The organism is Pseudomonas sp. 01L34 (genome assembly GCF_056400265.1).
In genome coordinates this window covers 304,530-320,078 of the sequence record NZ_JBFTSX010000008.1, presented here as the reverse complement: position 1 = coordinate 320,078, position 15,549 = coordinate 304,530, and the positions used below count along the sequence as shown (strand labels likewise).

Below are 15,549 nucleotides of genomic sequence, written 5' to 3'. Positions count from 1 at the left end.
ACCACCTGATCCCATCCCGAACTCAGAAGTGAAACGATGCATCGCCGATGGTAGTGTGGGGTTTCCCCATGTGAGAGTAGGTCATCGTCAAGATTAAATTCCGAAACCCCTATCTGCGTATGCAGGTAGGGGTTTTGTTTTGCCCGCAGGAAAACTGACGTTTAGGGTTTCTATGCAACTGCTCGGTGCATGGCTATCATGCGGGCCTCATTGTGAGGCGAGACTTGCATGCTGACGTTGTTAAAGCTTCTTAAGGATGGTCGATTCCATTCGGGCCAGGCCCTGGGCGTCGCCTTGGGCGTCAGTCGTAGCGCTGTATGGAAGCAGCTTCAGCATTTGGAGGCTGAGCTCGGCTTATCCATTCATAAAGTGCGCGGTCGCGGCTATCAGCTGGCTGCGCCATTGACGCTGCTTGATCCTGTCGAGATATGCGCGCGTGAGCCTTCCTGTGAGTGGCCCATCCTGGTCCTCGACTCAATTGACTCTACCAATGCTGAAGCTTTGCGCGCTATCGAGCGTGGCCAGATCGCGCCATTTCTGGTGCTTGCCGAGCGGCAAACGGCCGGTCGCGGACGGCGTGGACGCAAGTGGGTGAGTCCGTTCGCAGAAAACATCTATTACAGCCTGGTGTTGCGCATTGAGGGTGGGATGCGGCAACTGGAAGGCTTGAGTCTAGTTGTTGGGCTCGCCGTACTGCAGGCCTTGCGAGAGCTTGGTATTTCAGGCGCGGGTTTGAAGTGGCCTAATGATGTTCTGGTTGGTCAGAAAAAAATTGCTGGAATATTGCTCGAATTAGTGGGCGATCCTGCAGATGTGTGTCACGTAGTGATCGGTGTCGGGATCAATGTGAACATGCAGATGACTGATGAGGTTGACCAGCAGTGGACGTCCATGCGGCTCGAGTCGGGCAAGGCGGTTGATCGCAATCACCTGGTTGCGAAGTTGGGGGTGATGCTCCGGGCCTACTTGAGTCGCCACCAGGTCGACGGATTTCCGGCTATCCGGGCGGAGTGGGAGCAAAATCATCTATGGCAGGGGCGCGCCGTGTCGTTGATTGCTGGAGCTAGTCAGATAGATGGAGAGGTGTTGGGTATCGATGGTCAGGGTGCCTTGCGCTTGAAGGTGGATGGCGTGGAAAAAGTCTTTAGTGGTGGTGAGCTCAGCCTGAGGTTGCGTGATGATACTTGAGCTCGATTGTGGAAACAGTTTCATCAAGTGGCGTGTGCTCGGCGCGGATGTCGGGCGGGTGGTTGGTGAGGGTGTCGTTGATTCGGATCTCGCGCTGCTTGAGAGTTTGAAGGGGCTCAAGGGGCTCGCTCTCAAGCATTGTCGGTTAGTGAGTGTCAGAACCGCTGAAGAAACCGGAGCCTTGATCTCTTCGTTGACAGAGGCTTTCGGCGTTTCCGTGGTGTGCGCCACACCGGCTCGCGAAATGTCCGGGGTTCGTAATGGCTATGAAGAGTTCGAGCGGCTAGGACTTGATCGCTGGCTTGCAATGCTCGGAGGATTTCACCTGGCTCCAGGTGCTTGTCTGGTGCTCGACTTCGGTACCGCGGTCACTGCTGATTTTGTCGCTAGGGATGGCGAGCATCTTGGAGGCTTCATCTGTCCGGGAATGCCCTTAATGCGTAACCAGTTGCGTACTCATACCCGTAGAATCCGCTATGGCGACCTTGCTGCCGAGCGCGCTTTGGAGAGTCTTGTTCCTGGGCGTACTACCGTCGAGGCGGTCGAGCGAGGTTGTGTGCTGATGTTGAGGGGCTTTGTTCAGGCTCAGCTAGATTTGGCGCGCAGCTATTGGGGGGAGGATTTCGCTGTATTCCTCACAGGAGGAGATGCTGATCTGGTCTCCGAGATTGTGCCTGGGGCCAGGGTGGTTCCAGATCTGGTGTTTGTAGGGTTGGCTATGGCGTGTCCCTTGTCTTGAGGTTTTTATGCGTTGGTTGTTCCTGCTGCTGCTTGTTCTCAATGTGTTCTATTACGTCTGGCACCAACAGGAGGCCCCGCTTCGCGCGAAGGATGTGACCCCCTTGAGTATGTATCGGGGCTCTCAGCAGGACATTCGTTTGTTGAGTGAGGCGACTGATACGACCCGAGATAAAGGAAAATCCACGCAGACAGAAAGCAGTTGTCTCTATCTGGGCGGTTCTGCCCGGCAGGAAGTCGCTCAGGCAATCGAGCATCGATTGAGTGGCATGGACATCAAGTTTCAGCCCTTGCCGAAGGATCTCCCTGAATATGCGGGTTACTGGGTGCGTGTGGCGCCGGAAAGCCGGCGTTTGCTGGATGACTTGCAGTTGCAAAGCCTTTCTAAAGAATTCAATGAGTTAAAACATAAAATAATGCCGTGTGAGGGGGTTGCACCTGTCGAATAGTTTGCATAGAATGGCGCCCGCTTCGCAGTGAAGACCTTTTAAAGGTTGACGGTGCGAAGCGAGGTCAACGCAGCTAACCTCAGGTTTTTAATGAGAAAATGCTTGACAGAAGGCTGGCATAGTATAGAATGCCGGCTCGCTTAGGAGGGGTTCCCGAGCGGCCAAAGGGATCAGACTGTAAATCTGACGTCTACGACTTCGAAGGTTCGAATCCTTCCCCCTCCACCATTTTTAGCGAGAGCTGCAAGCTCCGCGGGTATAGTTTAGTGGTAGAACCTCAGCCTTCCAAGCTGATGATGCGGGTTCGATTCCCGCTACCCGCTCCAGGTTTGCAGGTCCTGCAAAGTGTTACGCTCTTGTAGCTCAGTTGGTAGAGCACACCCTTGGTAAGGGTGAGGTCAGCGGTTCAAATCCGCTCAAGAGCTCCATATAACAAGGCAGATATGAAAATATCTGCCTTTGTTTTAATGGCTTGTAGATGCGCGTTGTTGCCTGAGAGGGTGCTGTGCATCTTTGGTGCTGGTGTGCATGGCCAGGATCGATGAGTAAATTGTTGTAAAGTCTTTTTCGGGCCGGCATAATGGTCGGCCTGATTTTGTTTTAGGTCAGTAGCTCAATTGGCAGAGCGACGGTCTCCAAAACCGTAGGTTGGGGGTTCGATTCCCTCCTGACCTGCCAGATTCACCAGGTGTGTCTGGCTTTCTTTTCACAGGATCTTCATAGATGACTCCTAAAGCTGAAGCTCAAGGCTCTCGCTTCGATCTACTCAAGTGGCTGGTAGTAGTTGCTTTGGTGATTGTTGGCGTTGTTGGCAATCAGTATTACTCTGCTTCGCCGATCCTGTACCGCGTGCTCGCTTTGCTGGTCATTGCTGCTGTAGCTGCCTTTGTAGGCCTGCAGACGGTTAAGGGCAAGTCTTTCTTTGTACTGGTTAAGGAAGCGCGCACCGAGATTCGTAAAGTCGTTTGGCCAACTCGCCAAGAAACTACGCAGACCACGTTGATCGTTGTGGCTGTTGTTCTGGTTATGGCGTTGCTGTTGTGGGGGCTTGATTCCCTGCTCGGTTGGCTTGTTTCCTTGATCGTCGGCTAAGGGTGTCCCGTGGCTAAGCGTTGGTACGTTGTGCATGCTTACTCCGGTTACGAGAAGCATGTCATGCGTTCGTTGATCGAGCGCGTAAAGCTGGCTGGCATGGAAGATGGCTTCGGCGAAATTCTGGTTCCCACTGAAGAAGTGGTTGAGATGCGTAATGGCCAGAAGCGCAAAAGCGAACGCAAATTCTTCCCTGGTTATGTGCTGGTTCAGATGGACATGAACGAGGGTACTTGGCACTTGGTCAAGGATACTCCTCGGGTGATGGGCTTCATCGGTGGTACTGCCGACAAGCCTGCACCAATCACAGATAAAGAAGCAGAAGCGATTCTGCGTCGCGTTGCTGATGGTAGCGACAAGCCGAAGCCGAAGACGTTGTTCGAGCCGGGTGAGTCGGTACGTGTCAACGACGGGCCGTTTGCCGATTTTACCGGCACGGTTGAAGAGGTTAACTACGAAAAGAGCCGGATCCAAGTGGCGGTGCTCATTTTCGGTCGCTCTACTCCGGTAGAGTTGGAGTTCAGTCAGGTCGAAAAGGTCTAGCTGAGCAAGCATCCCAACCCCGCAGCCCTAGGCTGTGGGGTTTTGTCGTCACTGGGATAAACGCGCAAGTAACCGGGGAGCCTTTCGAGGCGTTTGAACCCGTAATTGGAGTGCCTCATGGCCAAGAAGATTACCGCTTACATCAAGCTGCAAGTGAAGGCCGCTCAGGCTAACCCAAGCCCACCTGTTGGTCCTGCTCTGGGTCAGCACGGCGTGAACATCATGGAATTCTGCAAGGCTTTCAACGCCCGTACTCAGGGTCTTGAGCCAGGTCTGCCGACTCCAGTGATCATCACTGTCTACAGCGACCGTAGCTTCACGTTCGAAACCAAATCCACTCCTGCTTCGGTTCTGCTGAAGAAGGCGGCTGGTCTGACTAGCGGTTCCGCTCGTCCGAACACCGTTAAGGTTGGCACTGTGACTCGTGCTCAGCTGGAAGAAATCGCGAAAACCAAAAACGCGGATCTGACTGCAGCTGATATGGAAGCAGCCGTGCGTACTATCGCCGGTTCTGCTCGTAGCATGGGCCTTAACGTGGAGGGTGTGTAATGGCTAAGCTGACCAAGCGTCAAAAGGCTATCGCCGGCAAAATCGAAGCAGGCAAGGCCTACAACTTTGTAGACGCTGCTGCTCTGCTGTCCGAGCTGTCGACTGTCAAGTTCAGCGAGTCGTTCGACGTAGCTGTGAACCTGGGTGTTGACCCGCGTAAATCCGACCAGGTCGTTCGTAGCGCTACCGTGCTGCCGCACGGTACCGGCAAGACCGTTCGCGTTGCTGTGTTCACTCAGGGTCCAGCTGCCGAGGCCGCTCTGGCTGCCGGCGCTGACCGTGTAGGTATGGACGACCTGGCTGCCGAAATGAAAGGCGGCGACCTGAACTATGACGTAGTGATCGCATCCCCGGATGCAATGCGCGTTGTAGGTCAGTTGGGTCAGATCCTCGGTCCACGTGGTCTGATGCCTAACCCTAAAGTCGGCACAGTAACTCCAGACGTAGCTACCGCGGTTAAAAACGCCAAGGCTGGTCAGGTTCGTTATCGCACCGACAAAAACGGCATCATCCACACTTCCGTTGGCAAAGTCGGCTTCGATGCCGTCAAGCTGAAGGAAAACGTTGAAGCCCTGATCGCTGATCTGAAGCGTATCAAGCCAGCTTCCTCGAAAGGTATTTACGTCAAGCGCGTTACCCTGAGCACTACTATGGGTCCAGGTCTGGTCATCGACCAGGGTTCGCTCGACGCGTAAGACGCAGGTTGGCGCAAGTAATTGCGCCAATTGAAAGATTGGGGTCCCTGCCTGGCGGGGGCTATCCAAGACCGTAGGCGACGCAAGTCTTAAACCTCAAGCCTACGCAGATGGTGCTCCCGGTTCCTTACCGAATCAGACACCAAAACGACATCCGGTTTCGACTGGATGAAACGGTAACAAGCAGGAGTTAAACCCGTGGCAATTAAACTCGAAGACAAGAAGGCCATCGTCGCTGAAGTCAACGAGGCTGCCAAAGTCGCTCTGTCCGCTGTCGTGGCTGATGCCCGTGGCGTAACAGTAGGCGCGATGACCGGACTCCGTAAAGAGGCTCGTGAAGCTGGCGTTTATGTACGTGTCGTACGTAACACCCTGCTCAAGCGCGCTGTTGCTGACACTGAATTCAGTGTCCTCAACGACGTGTTCACCGGCCCTACCCTGATTGCATTCTCCAAAGAACATCCAGGCGCTGCTGCCCGGATTTTCAAAGAGTTCGCCAAGGGTCAGGACAAGTTCGAGATCAAGGCAGCTGCGTTTGATGGCAAGTTCCTTGCCGCTAACCAGATCGACGTGTTGGCTACCCTGCCGACCCGCGACGAAGCTATTGCGAAACTGATGAGCGTGATCCAAGGCGCTACCAGCAAGCTGGCTCGTACCCTGGCAGCCGTTCGCGACCAGAAAGAAGCTGCTGCTGCCTAAGGCACAGCGAGACCTTTCAAAATCATATGTTTAATTTGATGGCTGCGTAAGCTGTCACCCCAATACAGGATTCAAGTCATGTCTCTGACTAACGAACAAATCATCGAAGCAATCGGCCAGAAAACCGTTCTGGAAGTTGTTGAGCTGATCAAAGCAATGGAAGAAACCTTCGGCGTTACCGCTGCTGTTGCTGCTGCTGGTCCAGCTGCTGCTGCCGCTGTTGTTGAAGAGCAAACTGAATTCAACGTCATGCTGACCGAAGCTGGCGAGAAGAAAGTTAACGTGATCAAGGCTGTACGTGAACTGACCGGTCTGGGCCTGAAAGAAGCCAAGGCTGTAGTTGACGGCGCTCCTGCCATGGTTCTGGAAGCTGTTGCCAAAGACGCAGCTGACAAAGCCAAAGCAGCTCTGGAAGAAGCAGGCGCTAAAGTCGAGCTGAAATAAGCATCGACTTTGCTCCTCCAGCCCGAGCGTTAAGCGAAAGGCTGATGGCTGGTGGCTCTTGCCACCGGCCTTTTTCCGTTATTGGCAGCCGACTGGGTCGGTGCTGGTAACGAGCTGTATCCACCCGATGTGGTGGCGCAAACCATGGGGTTTGCACGATTTTCTGGCTGCTCCCGTCGGGAGGGGCCAAACAAGCAGGTGACCAAGCTGGGGAACGCTGATGGCTTACTCATATACTGAGAAAAAACGTATCCGCAAGGACTTTAGCAAGTTGCCGGACGTCATGGATGTGCCGTACCTCCTGGCCATCCAGCTGGATTCGTATCGTGAATTCTTGCAAGCGGGAGCGACTAAAGATCAGTTCCGCGACGTGGGCCTGCATGCGGCCTTCAAATCCGTTTTCCCGATCATCAGCTACTCCGGCAATGCTGCGCTGGAGTACGTCGGTTATCGCCTGGGCGAACCGGCATTTGATGTCAAAGAATGCGTATTGCGCGGTGTAACTTACGCCGTACCTTTGCGGGTAAAAGTGCGCCTGATCATTTTCGACAAAGAATCGTCGAACAAAGCGATCAAGGACATCAAAGAGCAAGAAGTCTACATGGGTGAAATCCCCCTGATGACTGAGAACGGTACCTTCGTAATCAACGGTACCGAGCGTGTAATCGTTTCCCAGCTGCACCGTTCCCCGGGCGTGTTCTTCGACCACGACCGTGGCAAGACGCACAGCTCCGGCAAACTGCTGTACTCCGCGCGCATCATTCCTTACCGCGGTTCGTGGCTGGACTTCGAGTTCGACCCGAAAGATTGCGTATTTGTGCGTATCGACCGTCGCCGCAAGCTGCCTGCATCGGTACTGCTGCGCGCGCTGGGCTATACCACTGAAGAAGTGCTGGACGCGTTCTACACCACCAACGTCTTCCATGTGCAGGGTGAAAACCTCAGCCTGGAACTGGTGCCTCAGCGCCTGCGTGGTGAAATTGCTGTCCTCGATATTCAGGATGACAAAGGCAAGGTTATTGTCGAGCAAGGTCGTCGTATTACCGCTCGCCACATCAACCAGCTGGAAAAAGCCGGGATCAAAGAGCTGCAAGTGCCTCTGGACTACGTCCTGGGTCGCACTACCGCCAAGGTCATCGTGCACCCGGCTACCGGCGAAATCCTGGCAGAGTGCAACACCGAGCTGAACACCGAAATCCTGGCAAAAATTGCCAAGGCGGGCGTTGTTCGCATCGAAACTCTGTACACCAACGATATCGACTGCGGTCCGTTCGTCTCTGACACCCTGAAGATCGACTCCACCAGCAACCAATTGGAAGCGCTGGTCGAGATCTATCGCATGATGCGTCCAGGCGAGCCGCCAACCAAGGACGCTGCCGAGACACTGTTCAACAACCTGTTCTTCAGTCCTGAGCGCTATGATCTGTCTGCGGTCGGCCGGATGAAGTTCAACCGTCGTATCGGTCGTACCGAGATCGAAGGTTCGGGCGTGTTGTGCAAAGAAGACATCGTCGCGGTTCTGAAGACTCTGGTCGACATCCGTAACGGTAAAGGCATCGTCGATGACATCGACCACCTGGGTAACCGTCGTGTTCGCTGCGTAGGCGAAATGGCCGAGAACCAGTTCCGCGTTGGCCTGGTACGTGTTGAGCGTGCGGTCAAAGAGCGTCTGTCGATGGCGGAAAGCGAAGGCCTGATGCCGCAAGACCTGATCAACGCCAAGCCAGTGGCTGCGGCGGTGAAAGAGTTCTTCGGTTCCAGTCAGCTGTCCCAGTTCATGGACCAGAACAACCCGCTGTCCGAGATCACCCACAAGCGTCGTGTCTCTGCACTCGGCCCAGGCGGTTTGACTCGCGAACGTGCAGGCTTCGAAGTCCGTGACGTACACCCGACTCACTACGGTCGTGTATGCCCGATTGAAACGCCGGAAGGTCCGAACATCGGTCTGATCAACTCCCTGGCCGCCTATGCGCGCACCAACCAGTACGGCTTCCTCGAGAGCCCGTACCGCGTGGTGAAAGACGCTCTGGTCACCGACGAGATCGTTTTCCTGTCTGCCATCGAAGAAGCTGATCACGTGATCGCTCAGGCTTCGGCCACGATGAACGACAAGAAAGTCCTGATCGACGAGCTGGTAGCTGTTCGTCACTTGAACGAGTTCACCGTCAAGGCGCCGGAAGATGTCACCTTGATGGACGTGTCGCCGAAGCAGGTAGTTTCGGTTGCTGCGTCGCTGATCCCGTTCCTCGAGCACGACGACGCCAACCGTGCGTTGATGGGTTCGAACATGCAGCGTCAAGCTGTACCAACCCTGCGTGCTGACAAGCCGCTGGTAGGTACCGGCATGGAACGTAACGTGGCTCGCGACTCCGGCGTTTGCGTCGTGGCTCGTCGTGGCGGCGTGATCGATTCCGTCGACGCCAGCCGTATCGTGGTTCGTGTTGCTGATGATGAAGTTGAAACCGGCGAAGCTGGTGTCGACATCTACAACCTGACCAAGTACACCCGCTCCAACCAGAACACCTGCATCAACCAGCGTCCGCTGGTGAGCAAAGGTGATCGGGTTCAGCGCAGCGACATCATGGCCGACGGTCCGTCCACCGATATGGGTGAACTGGCTCTGGGTCAGAACATGCGCATCGCGTTCATGGCATGGAACGGCTTCAACTTCGAAGACTCCATCTGCCTGTCCGAGCGTGTTGTTCAGGAAGACCGTTTCACCACGATCCACATCCAGGAACTGACCTGTGTGGCGCGTGACACCAAGCTTGGGCCAGAGGAAATCACTGCAGACATCCCGAACGTGGGTGAAGCTGCACTGAACAAGCTGGACGAAGCCGGTATCGTTTACGTAGGTGCTGAAGTAGGCGCAGGCGACATCCTGGTAGGTAAGGTTACTCCGAAAGGCGAGACCCAACTGACTCCGGAAGAAAAACTGCTGCGTGCGATCTTCGGTGAAAAAGCCAGCGACGTTAAAGACACCTCCCTGCGTGTGCCTACCGGCACCAAGGGTACTGTCATCGACGTACAGGTCTTCACCCGTGACGGCGTTGAGCGTGATGCTCGTGCACTGTCGATCGAGAAGACTCAACTCGACGAGATCCGCAAGGACCTGAACGAAGAGTTCCGTATCGTTGAAGGCGCTACTTTCGAACGTCTGCGTTCCGCTCTGGTCGGCCACAAAGCCGAAGGCGGCGCCGGTCTGAAGAAAGGTCAGGAAATCACCGACGAAGTTCTCGACGGTCTTGAGCACGGCCAGTGGTTCAAGCTGCGCATGGCTGAAGATGCTCTGAACGAGCAGCTCGAGAAGGCTCAGGCCTACATCGTTGATCGCCGCCGTCTGCTGGACGACAAGTTCGAAGACAAGAAGCGCAAGCTGCAGCAGGGCGATGACCTGGCTCCAGGCGTGCTGAAAATCGTCAAGGTTTACCTGGCAATCCGTCGCCGCATCCAGCCGGGCGACAAGATGGCCGGTCGTCACGGTAACAAGGGTGTGGTCTCCGTGATCATGCCGGTTGAAGACATGCCGCACGATGCCAATGGCACCCCGGTCGACGTCGTCCTCAACCCGTTGGGCGTACCTTCGCGTATGAACGTTGGTCAGATCCTTGAAACCCACCTGGGCCTCGCGGCCAAAGGTCTGGGCGAGAAGATCAACCGGATGGTCGAAGAGCAGCGTAAGGTTGCTGAACTTCGCACCTTCCTGGACGAGATCTACAACCAGATCGGCGGTCGTAACGAAGATCTAGATAGCTTCTCCGACCAGGAAATTCTGGATCTGGCGAAGAACCTGCGTGGCGGCGTTCCAATGGCCACTCCAGTGTTCGACGGCGCCAAGGAAAGCGAAATCAAGGCCATGCTGAAACTGGCAGACCTGCCAGAAAGCGGCCAGATGCAGCTGACCGACGGCCGTACCGGCAACAAGTTCGAGCGCCCGGTTACTGTTGGCTACATGTACATGCTGAAGCTGAACCACTTGGTAGACGACAAGATGCACGCTCGTTCTACCGGTTCGTACAGCCTGGTTACCCAGCAGCCGCTGGGTGGTAAGGCGCAGTTCGGTGGTCAGCGTTTCGGGGAGATGGAGGTCTGGGCACTGGAAGCATACGGTGCTGCTTACACTCTGCAAGAAATGCTCACAGTGAAGTCGGACGATGTGAACGGCCGGACCAAGATGTACAAAAACATCGTGGACGGCGATCACCGTATGGAGCCGGGCATGCCCGAGTCCTTCAACGTGTTGATCAAGGAAATTCGTTCCCTCGGCATCGATATCGATCTGGAAACCGAATAACACGTGACGCGAATCGAGAGCGGGGCAGGATTGCCCGCTCTCTGCTCCGCCAGGAGGAAAGGCCTTGAAAGACCTACTGAATTTGCTGAAAAACCAGGGTCAAGTCGAAGAGTTCGACGCCATCCGTATTGGATTGGCATCGCCTGAGATGATCCGTTCGTGGTCGTTCGGTGAAGTTAAAAAGCCGGAAACCATCAACTACCGTACGTTCAAACCTGAGCGTGACGGCCTGTTCTGCGCCAAGATCTTTGGCCCGGTAAAGGATTACGAGTGCCTGTGCGGTAAGTACAAGCGCTTGAAGCACCGTGGTGTGATCTGCGAGAAGTGCGGCGTTGAAGTCGCGCTGGCAAAAGTTCGTCGTGAGCGCATGGCGCACATCGAGCTGGCCTCGCCAGTAGCCCACATCTGGTTCCTGAAATCGCTGCCGTCCCGTATCGGCTTGCTGATGGACATGACCCTGCGTGATATCGAGCGCGTTCTCTACTTCGAGAGCTATGTCGTTATCGATCCAGGCATGACCACCCTTGAAAAGGGTCAGCTGCTCAACGACGAGCAGTACTTCGAAGCGCTGGAAGAGTTCGGCGACGATTTCGATGCCCGCATGGGTGCCGAAGCTGTCCGTGAACTGCTGCACGCTATCGACCTGGAACACGAGATTGGCCGTCTGCGTGAAGAGATTCCGCAAACCAACTCCGAAACCAAAATCAAAAAGCTGTCCAAGCGTCTGAAGTTGATGGAAGCCTTCCAGGGTTCCGGCAACCTGCCAGAGTGGATGGTGCTGACCGTTCTGCCGGTTCTGCCGCCAGATCTGCGTCCACTGGTCCCATTGGATGGCGGTCGTTTCGCGACTTCCGACCTCAACGATCTGTATCGTCGAGTGATCAACCGTAACAACCGTTTGAAGCGCCTGCTTGATCTGTCCGCTCCGGACATCATCGTGCGCAACGAAAAGCGTATGTTGCAGGAAGCCGTCGACGCACTGCTCGACAACGGTCGTCGTGGCCGCGCTATCACCGGTTCCAACAAGCGTCCTCTGAAATCCCTGGCTGACATGATCAAGGGTAAGCAAGGTCGTTTCCGTCAGAACTTGCTCGGTAAGCGTGTTGACTACTCCGGTCGTTCGGTAATTACCGTAGGTCCGACCCTGCGTCTGCACCAGTGCGGTCTGCCGAAGAAGATGGCTCTCGAGCTGTTCAAACCGTTCATTTTCGGCAAGCTGGAAATGCGTGGTCTTGCTACCACCATCAAAGCGGCCAAGAAGATGGTCGAGCGCGAGCTGCCAGAGGTTTGGGACGTTCTCGCTGAAGTAATTCGCGAACACCCGGTTCTCCTCAACCGTGCACCGACCCTTCACCGTCTGGGTATCCAGGCGTTTGAACCGGTACTGATCGAAGGTAAGGCTATCCAGCTGCACCCTCTGGTCTGTGCTGCGTACAACGCCGACTTCGACGGCGACCAAATGGCCGTGCACGTACCGCTGACGCTGGAAGCCCAGCTGGAAGCGCGCGCGTTGATGATGTCGACCAACAACATTCTGTCGCCAGCCAACGGTGAGCCAATCATCGTTCCTTCGCAGGACGTTGTATTGGGTCTGTACTACATGACTCGTGAAGCGATCAACGCCAAAGGCGAAGGTCGTGTGTTCGCGGATCTGCAGGAAGTTGACCGTGTGTTCCGTGCCGGCGAAGCCGCACTGCACGCCAAGGTCAAGGTGCGGATCAACGAAACCGTGAACGATCGTGATGGCGGCAGCGTGACCAACACTCGTATCGTCGACACTACCGTCGGCCGTGCGCTGTTGTTCCAGGTTGTGCCAAAAGGTCTGTCCTTCGACGTCGTCAACCTGCCGATGAAGAAGAAAGCGATCTCCAAACTGATCAACCAGTGCTACCGCGTGGTTGGTTTGAAAGAGACCGTGATCTTCGCTGACCAGTTGATGTACACCGGTTTTGCCTATTCGACCATCTCCGGCGTTTCCATCGGTGTTAACGACTTCGTTATCCCGGATGAAAAAGCCCGCATCATCGGTGCCGCCACCGACGAAGTGAAAGAGATCGAAAGTCAGTACGCCTCCGGCCTGGTAACCCAGGGCGAGAAGTACAACAAAGTGATCGATCTTTGGTCCAAGGCGAACGACGAAGTTTCCAAGGCGATGATGGCCAACCTCTCGAAAGAGAAAGTCATCGACCGTCATGGCGTCGAAGTCGACCAGGAATCCTTCAACTCGATGTACATGATGGCCGACTCGGGCGCACGGGGTTCTGCTGCGCAGATCCGTCAGCTCGCCGGTATGCGTGGCCTGATGGCCAAGCCGGACGGTTCCATCATCGAAACGCCAATTACTGCGAACTTCCGTGAAGGTTTGAGCGTACTTCAGTACTTCATCTCTACTCACGGTGCTCGTAAAGGTCTGGCGGATACCGCGTTGAAAACTGCGAACTCCGGTTACCTGACTCGTCGTCTGGTAGACGTGGCGCAGGATCTGGTTGTGACCGAGATCGATTGCGGTACCGAACATGGCCTGGTAATGACTCCGCACATTGAAGGCGGTGACGTTGTTGAGCCGTTGGGTGAGCGCGTATTGGGTCGTGTCATCGCCCGTGACGTATTCAAGCCAGGTACCGAGGAAGTTATCGTTCCTGCCGGCACTCTGGTAGACGAGAAGTGGGTCGAGTTCATCGAGCTGAACAGCATCGACGAAGTGATCGTGCGGTCGCCGATCAGCTGCGAAACCCGCTACGGCATTTGCGCCAAGTGCTACGGCCGTGACTTGGCTCGTGGTCACCAGGTGAACATCGGTGAAGCGGTCGGCGTTATCGCTGCCCAGTCCATCGGTGAGCCGGGTACCCAGCTGACCATGCGTACGTTCCACATCGGTGGTGCGGCAAGCCGGACCTCCGCAGCCGACAGCGTTCAGGTGAAGAATGGCGGTACCGTCCGTCTGCATAACCTGAAGCACGTTGAGCGAGTGGACGGTTGCCTGGTTGCTGTGTCCCGTTCCGGTGAGCTGGCAATCGCTGATGACTTCGGTCGTGAGCGTGAGCGCTACAAGCTGCCGTACGGTGCTGTGATTTCGGTTAAAGAAGGTGACAAGGTCGACGCTGGCGCAATCGTGGCCAAGTGGGATCCGCACACTCACCCAATCGTTACCGAAATGAAAGGTACCGTGACCTACGTGGGCATGGAAGAAGGCATCACGATCAAGCGTCAGACTGACGAATTGACCGGTATGACCAACATTGAAGTACTCGATGCCAAAGACCGTCCAGCTGCCGGTAAAGATATCCGTCCTGCTGTGAAGATGGTTGATGACAACGGCAAGGATCTCTTGCTGCCGGGTACCGACGTAATTGCTCAGTACTTCCTGCCTGCTAACGCCCTGGTCGGTGTAGCGGACGGTGCGAAAATCGCGATCGGTGATGTTATCGCTCGTATTCCGCAAGAGACTTCGAAGACCCGTGACATCACCGGTGGTCTGCCGCGTGTTGCCGACTTGTTCGAAGCCCGTCGTCCGAAAGAAGCCTCGATTCTGGCTGAAGTCAGCGGCACCATCGCGTTCGGTAAAGAGACCAAAGGCAAGCGCCGTCTGGTTATCACCCCGAACGACGGTAGCGATCCGTACGAAGAGCTGATTCCGAAGTGGCGTCACTTGAACGTCTTCGAAGGCGAACAGGTAAACCGCGGCGAAGTTATCTCCGACGGTCCGAGCGATCCACACGACATCCTGCGTCTGCTGGGTGTGAGTGCGCTGGCCAAGTACATTGTGAACGAGATCCAGGACGTTTACCGTCTGCAAGGCGTGAAGATCAACGACAAGCACATCGAGACCATCCTGCGTCAGATGCTGCGTAAAGTTGAGATCGCTGAATCCGGCGATTCCAGTTTCATCAAGGGCGACCAGATGGAATTGACTCACGTGCTGGTAGAGAACGAGCGTCTGAGCAATGAAGACAAATTTGTCTCCAAGTTCACTCGTGTTCTGCTGGGTATCACCAAGGCGTCGTTGTCCACCGAATCGTTCATCTCGGCGGCTTCCTTCCAGGAAACCACTCGCGTACTGACCGAGGCGGCGGTAACCGGCAAGCGCGATTACCTGCGCGGCCTGAAAGAAAACGTGGTCGTGGGTCGTCTGATCCCGGCCGGTACCGGTCTGGCTTATCACAGCGAGCGCAAGCGCCGCCGTGATGCTGACAAACCGTTGCGCGTGAGCGCCAGTGAAGTGGAAGCTGCACTGACCGAAGCGCTGAACTCGAGCGGTAACTGAGTTCTGCGGTAGTAAATGAGTGCAGGCCCTGATCGCTCCGTTCATCCAGTCGAGACAATTTGTCGAGGTTGGATGGGGGGGAGGTCGGGGCCTTGCCTTGACTGGGGGCAAGATCCTCTTTAGACTCTTGTACCCCTAAATTTGGCGGGGATTCGTTCCTGCCATTTTGCTTTTCTTGCAAGACAATAGCGTCGCAAGACAACAGTGGAGCTAGTAGATGGCAACTATCAACCAGCTGGTACGTCAGCCGCGTAAGCGTATCGTCGAGAAATCCGACGTGCCTGCGCTGCAGAACTGCCCGCAACGTCGTGGCGTATGCACCCGTGTGTATACCACTACGCCGAAAAAACCTAACTCGGCACTGCGTAAAGTATGCCGTGTGCGTCTGACCAACGGTTTCGAGGTTTCCTCGTACATCGGCGGTGAAGGCCACAACCTGCAAGAGCACAGCGTGGTACTGATCCGCGGCGGTCGTGTAAAAGACTTGCCAGGTGTTCGTTACCACACCGTTCGCGGCTCTTTGGATACTTCCGGCGTTAAAGGTCGTAACCAAGGTCGTTCGAAGTACGGTACCAAGCGTCCGAAGTAATAGTC

Annotated in this window: 12 protein-coding genes, 4 tRNA genes and 1 rRNA gene; all 17 read left to right on the top strand. The window is 55.5% G+C overall.

Annotated elements, in window-relative coordinates; genetic code table 11:
* Positions 1 to 93: ribosomal RNA gene (gene rrf / locus AC1DQM_RS25240) — 5S ribosomal RNA — on the top strand; the annotation flags it as partial.
* A 135-nt stretch (positions 94 to 228) separates the two neighbouring features.
* Entirely contained in the window at positions 229 to 1,188 is a 960-nt protein-coding gene (gene birA / locus AC1DQM_RS25235) for a bifunctional biotin--[acetyl-CoA-carboxylase] ligase/biotin operon repressor BirA (protein ID WP_018925649.1), read from the top strand.
* The gene (locus tag AC1DQM_RS25230) at positions 1,178 to 1,927 is read left to right on the top strand and encodes a pantothenate kinase (RefSeq protein WP_138866385.1); all 750 of its coding nucleotides are present in this window, start codon (positions 1,178 to 1,180) and stop codon (positions 1,925 to 1,927) included. Before birA ends, AC1DQM_RS25230 begins: the two co-directional genes overlap by 11 nt.
* 7 nt (positions 1,928 to 1,934) lie before the next feature.
* The gene (locus tag AC1DQM_RS25225) at positions 1,935 to 2,375 is read left to right on the top strand and encodes a hypothetical protein (RefSeq protein WP_064620713.1); all 441 of its coding nucleotides are present in this window, start codon (positions 1,935 to 1,937) and stop codon (positions 2,373 to 2,375) included.
* A 143-nt stretch (positions 2,376 to 2,518) separates the two neighbouring features.
* A tRNA-Tyr gene (locus tag AC1DQM_RS25220) sits at positions 2,519 to 2,603 on the top strand.
* Between the two features lie 24 nt (positions 2,604 to 2,627).
* A tRNA-Gly gene (locus tag AC1DQM_RS25215) sits at positions 2,628 to 2,701 on the top strand.
* 26 nt (positions 2,702 to 2,727) lie between these two features.
* Positions 2,728 to 2,803, top strand: a tRNA-Thr gene (locus AC1DQM_RS25210).
* A gap of 174 nt (positions 2,804 to 2,977) precedes the next feature.
* A tRNA-Trp gene (locus AC1DQM_RS25205) sits at positions 2,978 to 3,053 on the top strand.
* 45 nt (positions 3,054 to 3,098) lie between these two features.
* The gene (secE, locus tag AC1DQM_RS25200) at positions 3,099 to 3,467 is read left to right on the top strand and encodes a preprotein translocase subunit SecE (RefSeq protein ID WP_007933728.1); all 369 of its coding nucleotides are present in this window, start codon (positions 3,099 to 3,101) and stop codon (positions 3,465 to 3,467) included.
* A 9-nt stretch (positions 3,468 to 3,476) separates the two neighbouring features.
* Entirely contained in the window at positions 3,477 to 4,010 is a 534-nt protein-coding gene (gene nusG, locus AC1DQM_RS25195) for a transcription termination/antitermination protein NusG (RefSeq protein ID WP_007933727.1), read from the top strand.
* Between the two features lie 117 nt (positions 4,011 to 4,127).
* Positions 4,128 to 4,559: a 50S ribosomal protein L11 gene (rplK, locus tag AC1DQM_RS25190; RefSeq protein WP_007933726.1), complete on the top strand. Its 432-nt coding sequence runs from the start codon at positions 4,128 to 4,130 to the stop codon at positions 4,557 to 4,559.
* Positions 4,559 to 5,254 carry a 50S ribosomal protein L1 gene (rplA, locus tag AC1DQM_RS25185; RefSeq protein ID WP_007933725.1) on the top strand — a complete coding sequence of 232 codons (696 nt, stop codon included), beginning with the start codon at positions 4,559 to 4,561 and terminating at the stop codon, positions 5,252 to 5,254. The genes rplK and rplA overlap by 1 nt, the downstream gene beginning before the upstream one ends.
* Before the next feature lie 198 nt (positions 5,255 to 5,452).
* A complete protein-coding gene (rplJ, locus tag AC1DQM_RS25180) occupies positions 5,453 to 5,953 on the top strand; it encodes a 50S ribosomal protein L10 (protein WP_018925653.1) in 501 nt (166 codons plus the stop codon).
* Between the two features lie 78 nt (positions 5,954 to 6,031).
* Positions 6,032 to 6,397, top strand: coding sequence for a 50S ribosomal protein L7/L12 (rplL, locus tag AC1DQM_RS25175; RefSeq protein ID WP_018925654.1), 366 nt, complete (start codon positions 6,032 to 6,034; stop codon positions 6,395 to 6,397).
* Positions 6,398 to 6,617: 220 nt separating this feature from the next.
* The gene (rpoB, locus tag AC1DQM_RS25170; RefSeq protein WP_018925655.1) at positions 6,618 to 10,691 is read left to right on the top strand and encodes a DNA-directed RNA polymerase subunit beta; all 4,074 of its coding nucleotides are present in this window, start codon (positions 6,618 to 6,620) and stop codon (positions 10,689 to 10,691) included.
* 64 nt (positions 10,692 to 10,755) lie between these two features.
* Entirely contained in the window at positions 10,756 to 14,955 is a 4,200-nt protein-coding gene (gene rpoC / locus AC1DQM_RS25165) for a DNA-directed RNA polymerase subunit beta' (RefSeq protein WP_007933713.1), read from the top strand.
* Positions 14,956 to 15,172: 217 nt separating this feature from the next.
* Positions 15,173 to 15,544, top strand: coding sequence for a 30S ribosomal protein S12 (gene rpsL, locus AC1DQM_RS25160; RefSeq protein WP_003186084.1), 372 nt, complete (start codon positions 15,173 to 15,175; stop codon positions 15,542 to 15,544).
* Positions 15,545 to 15,549 lie beyond the last annotated feature (5 nt).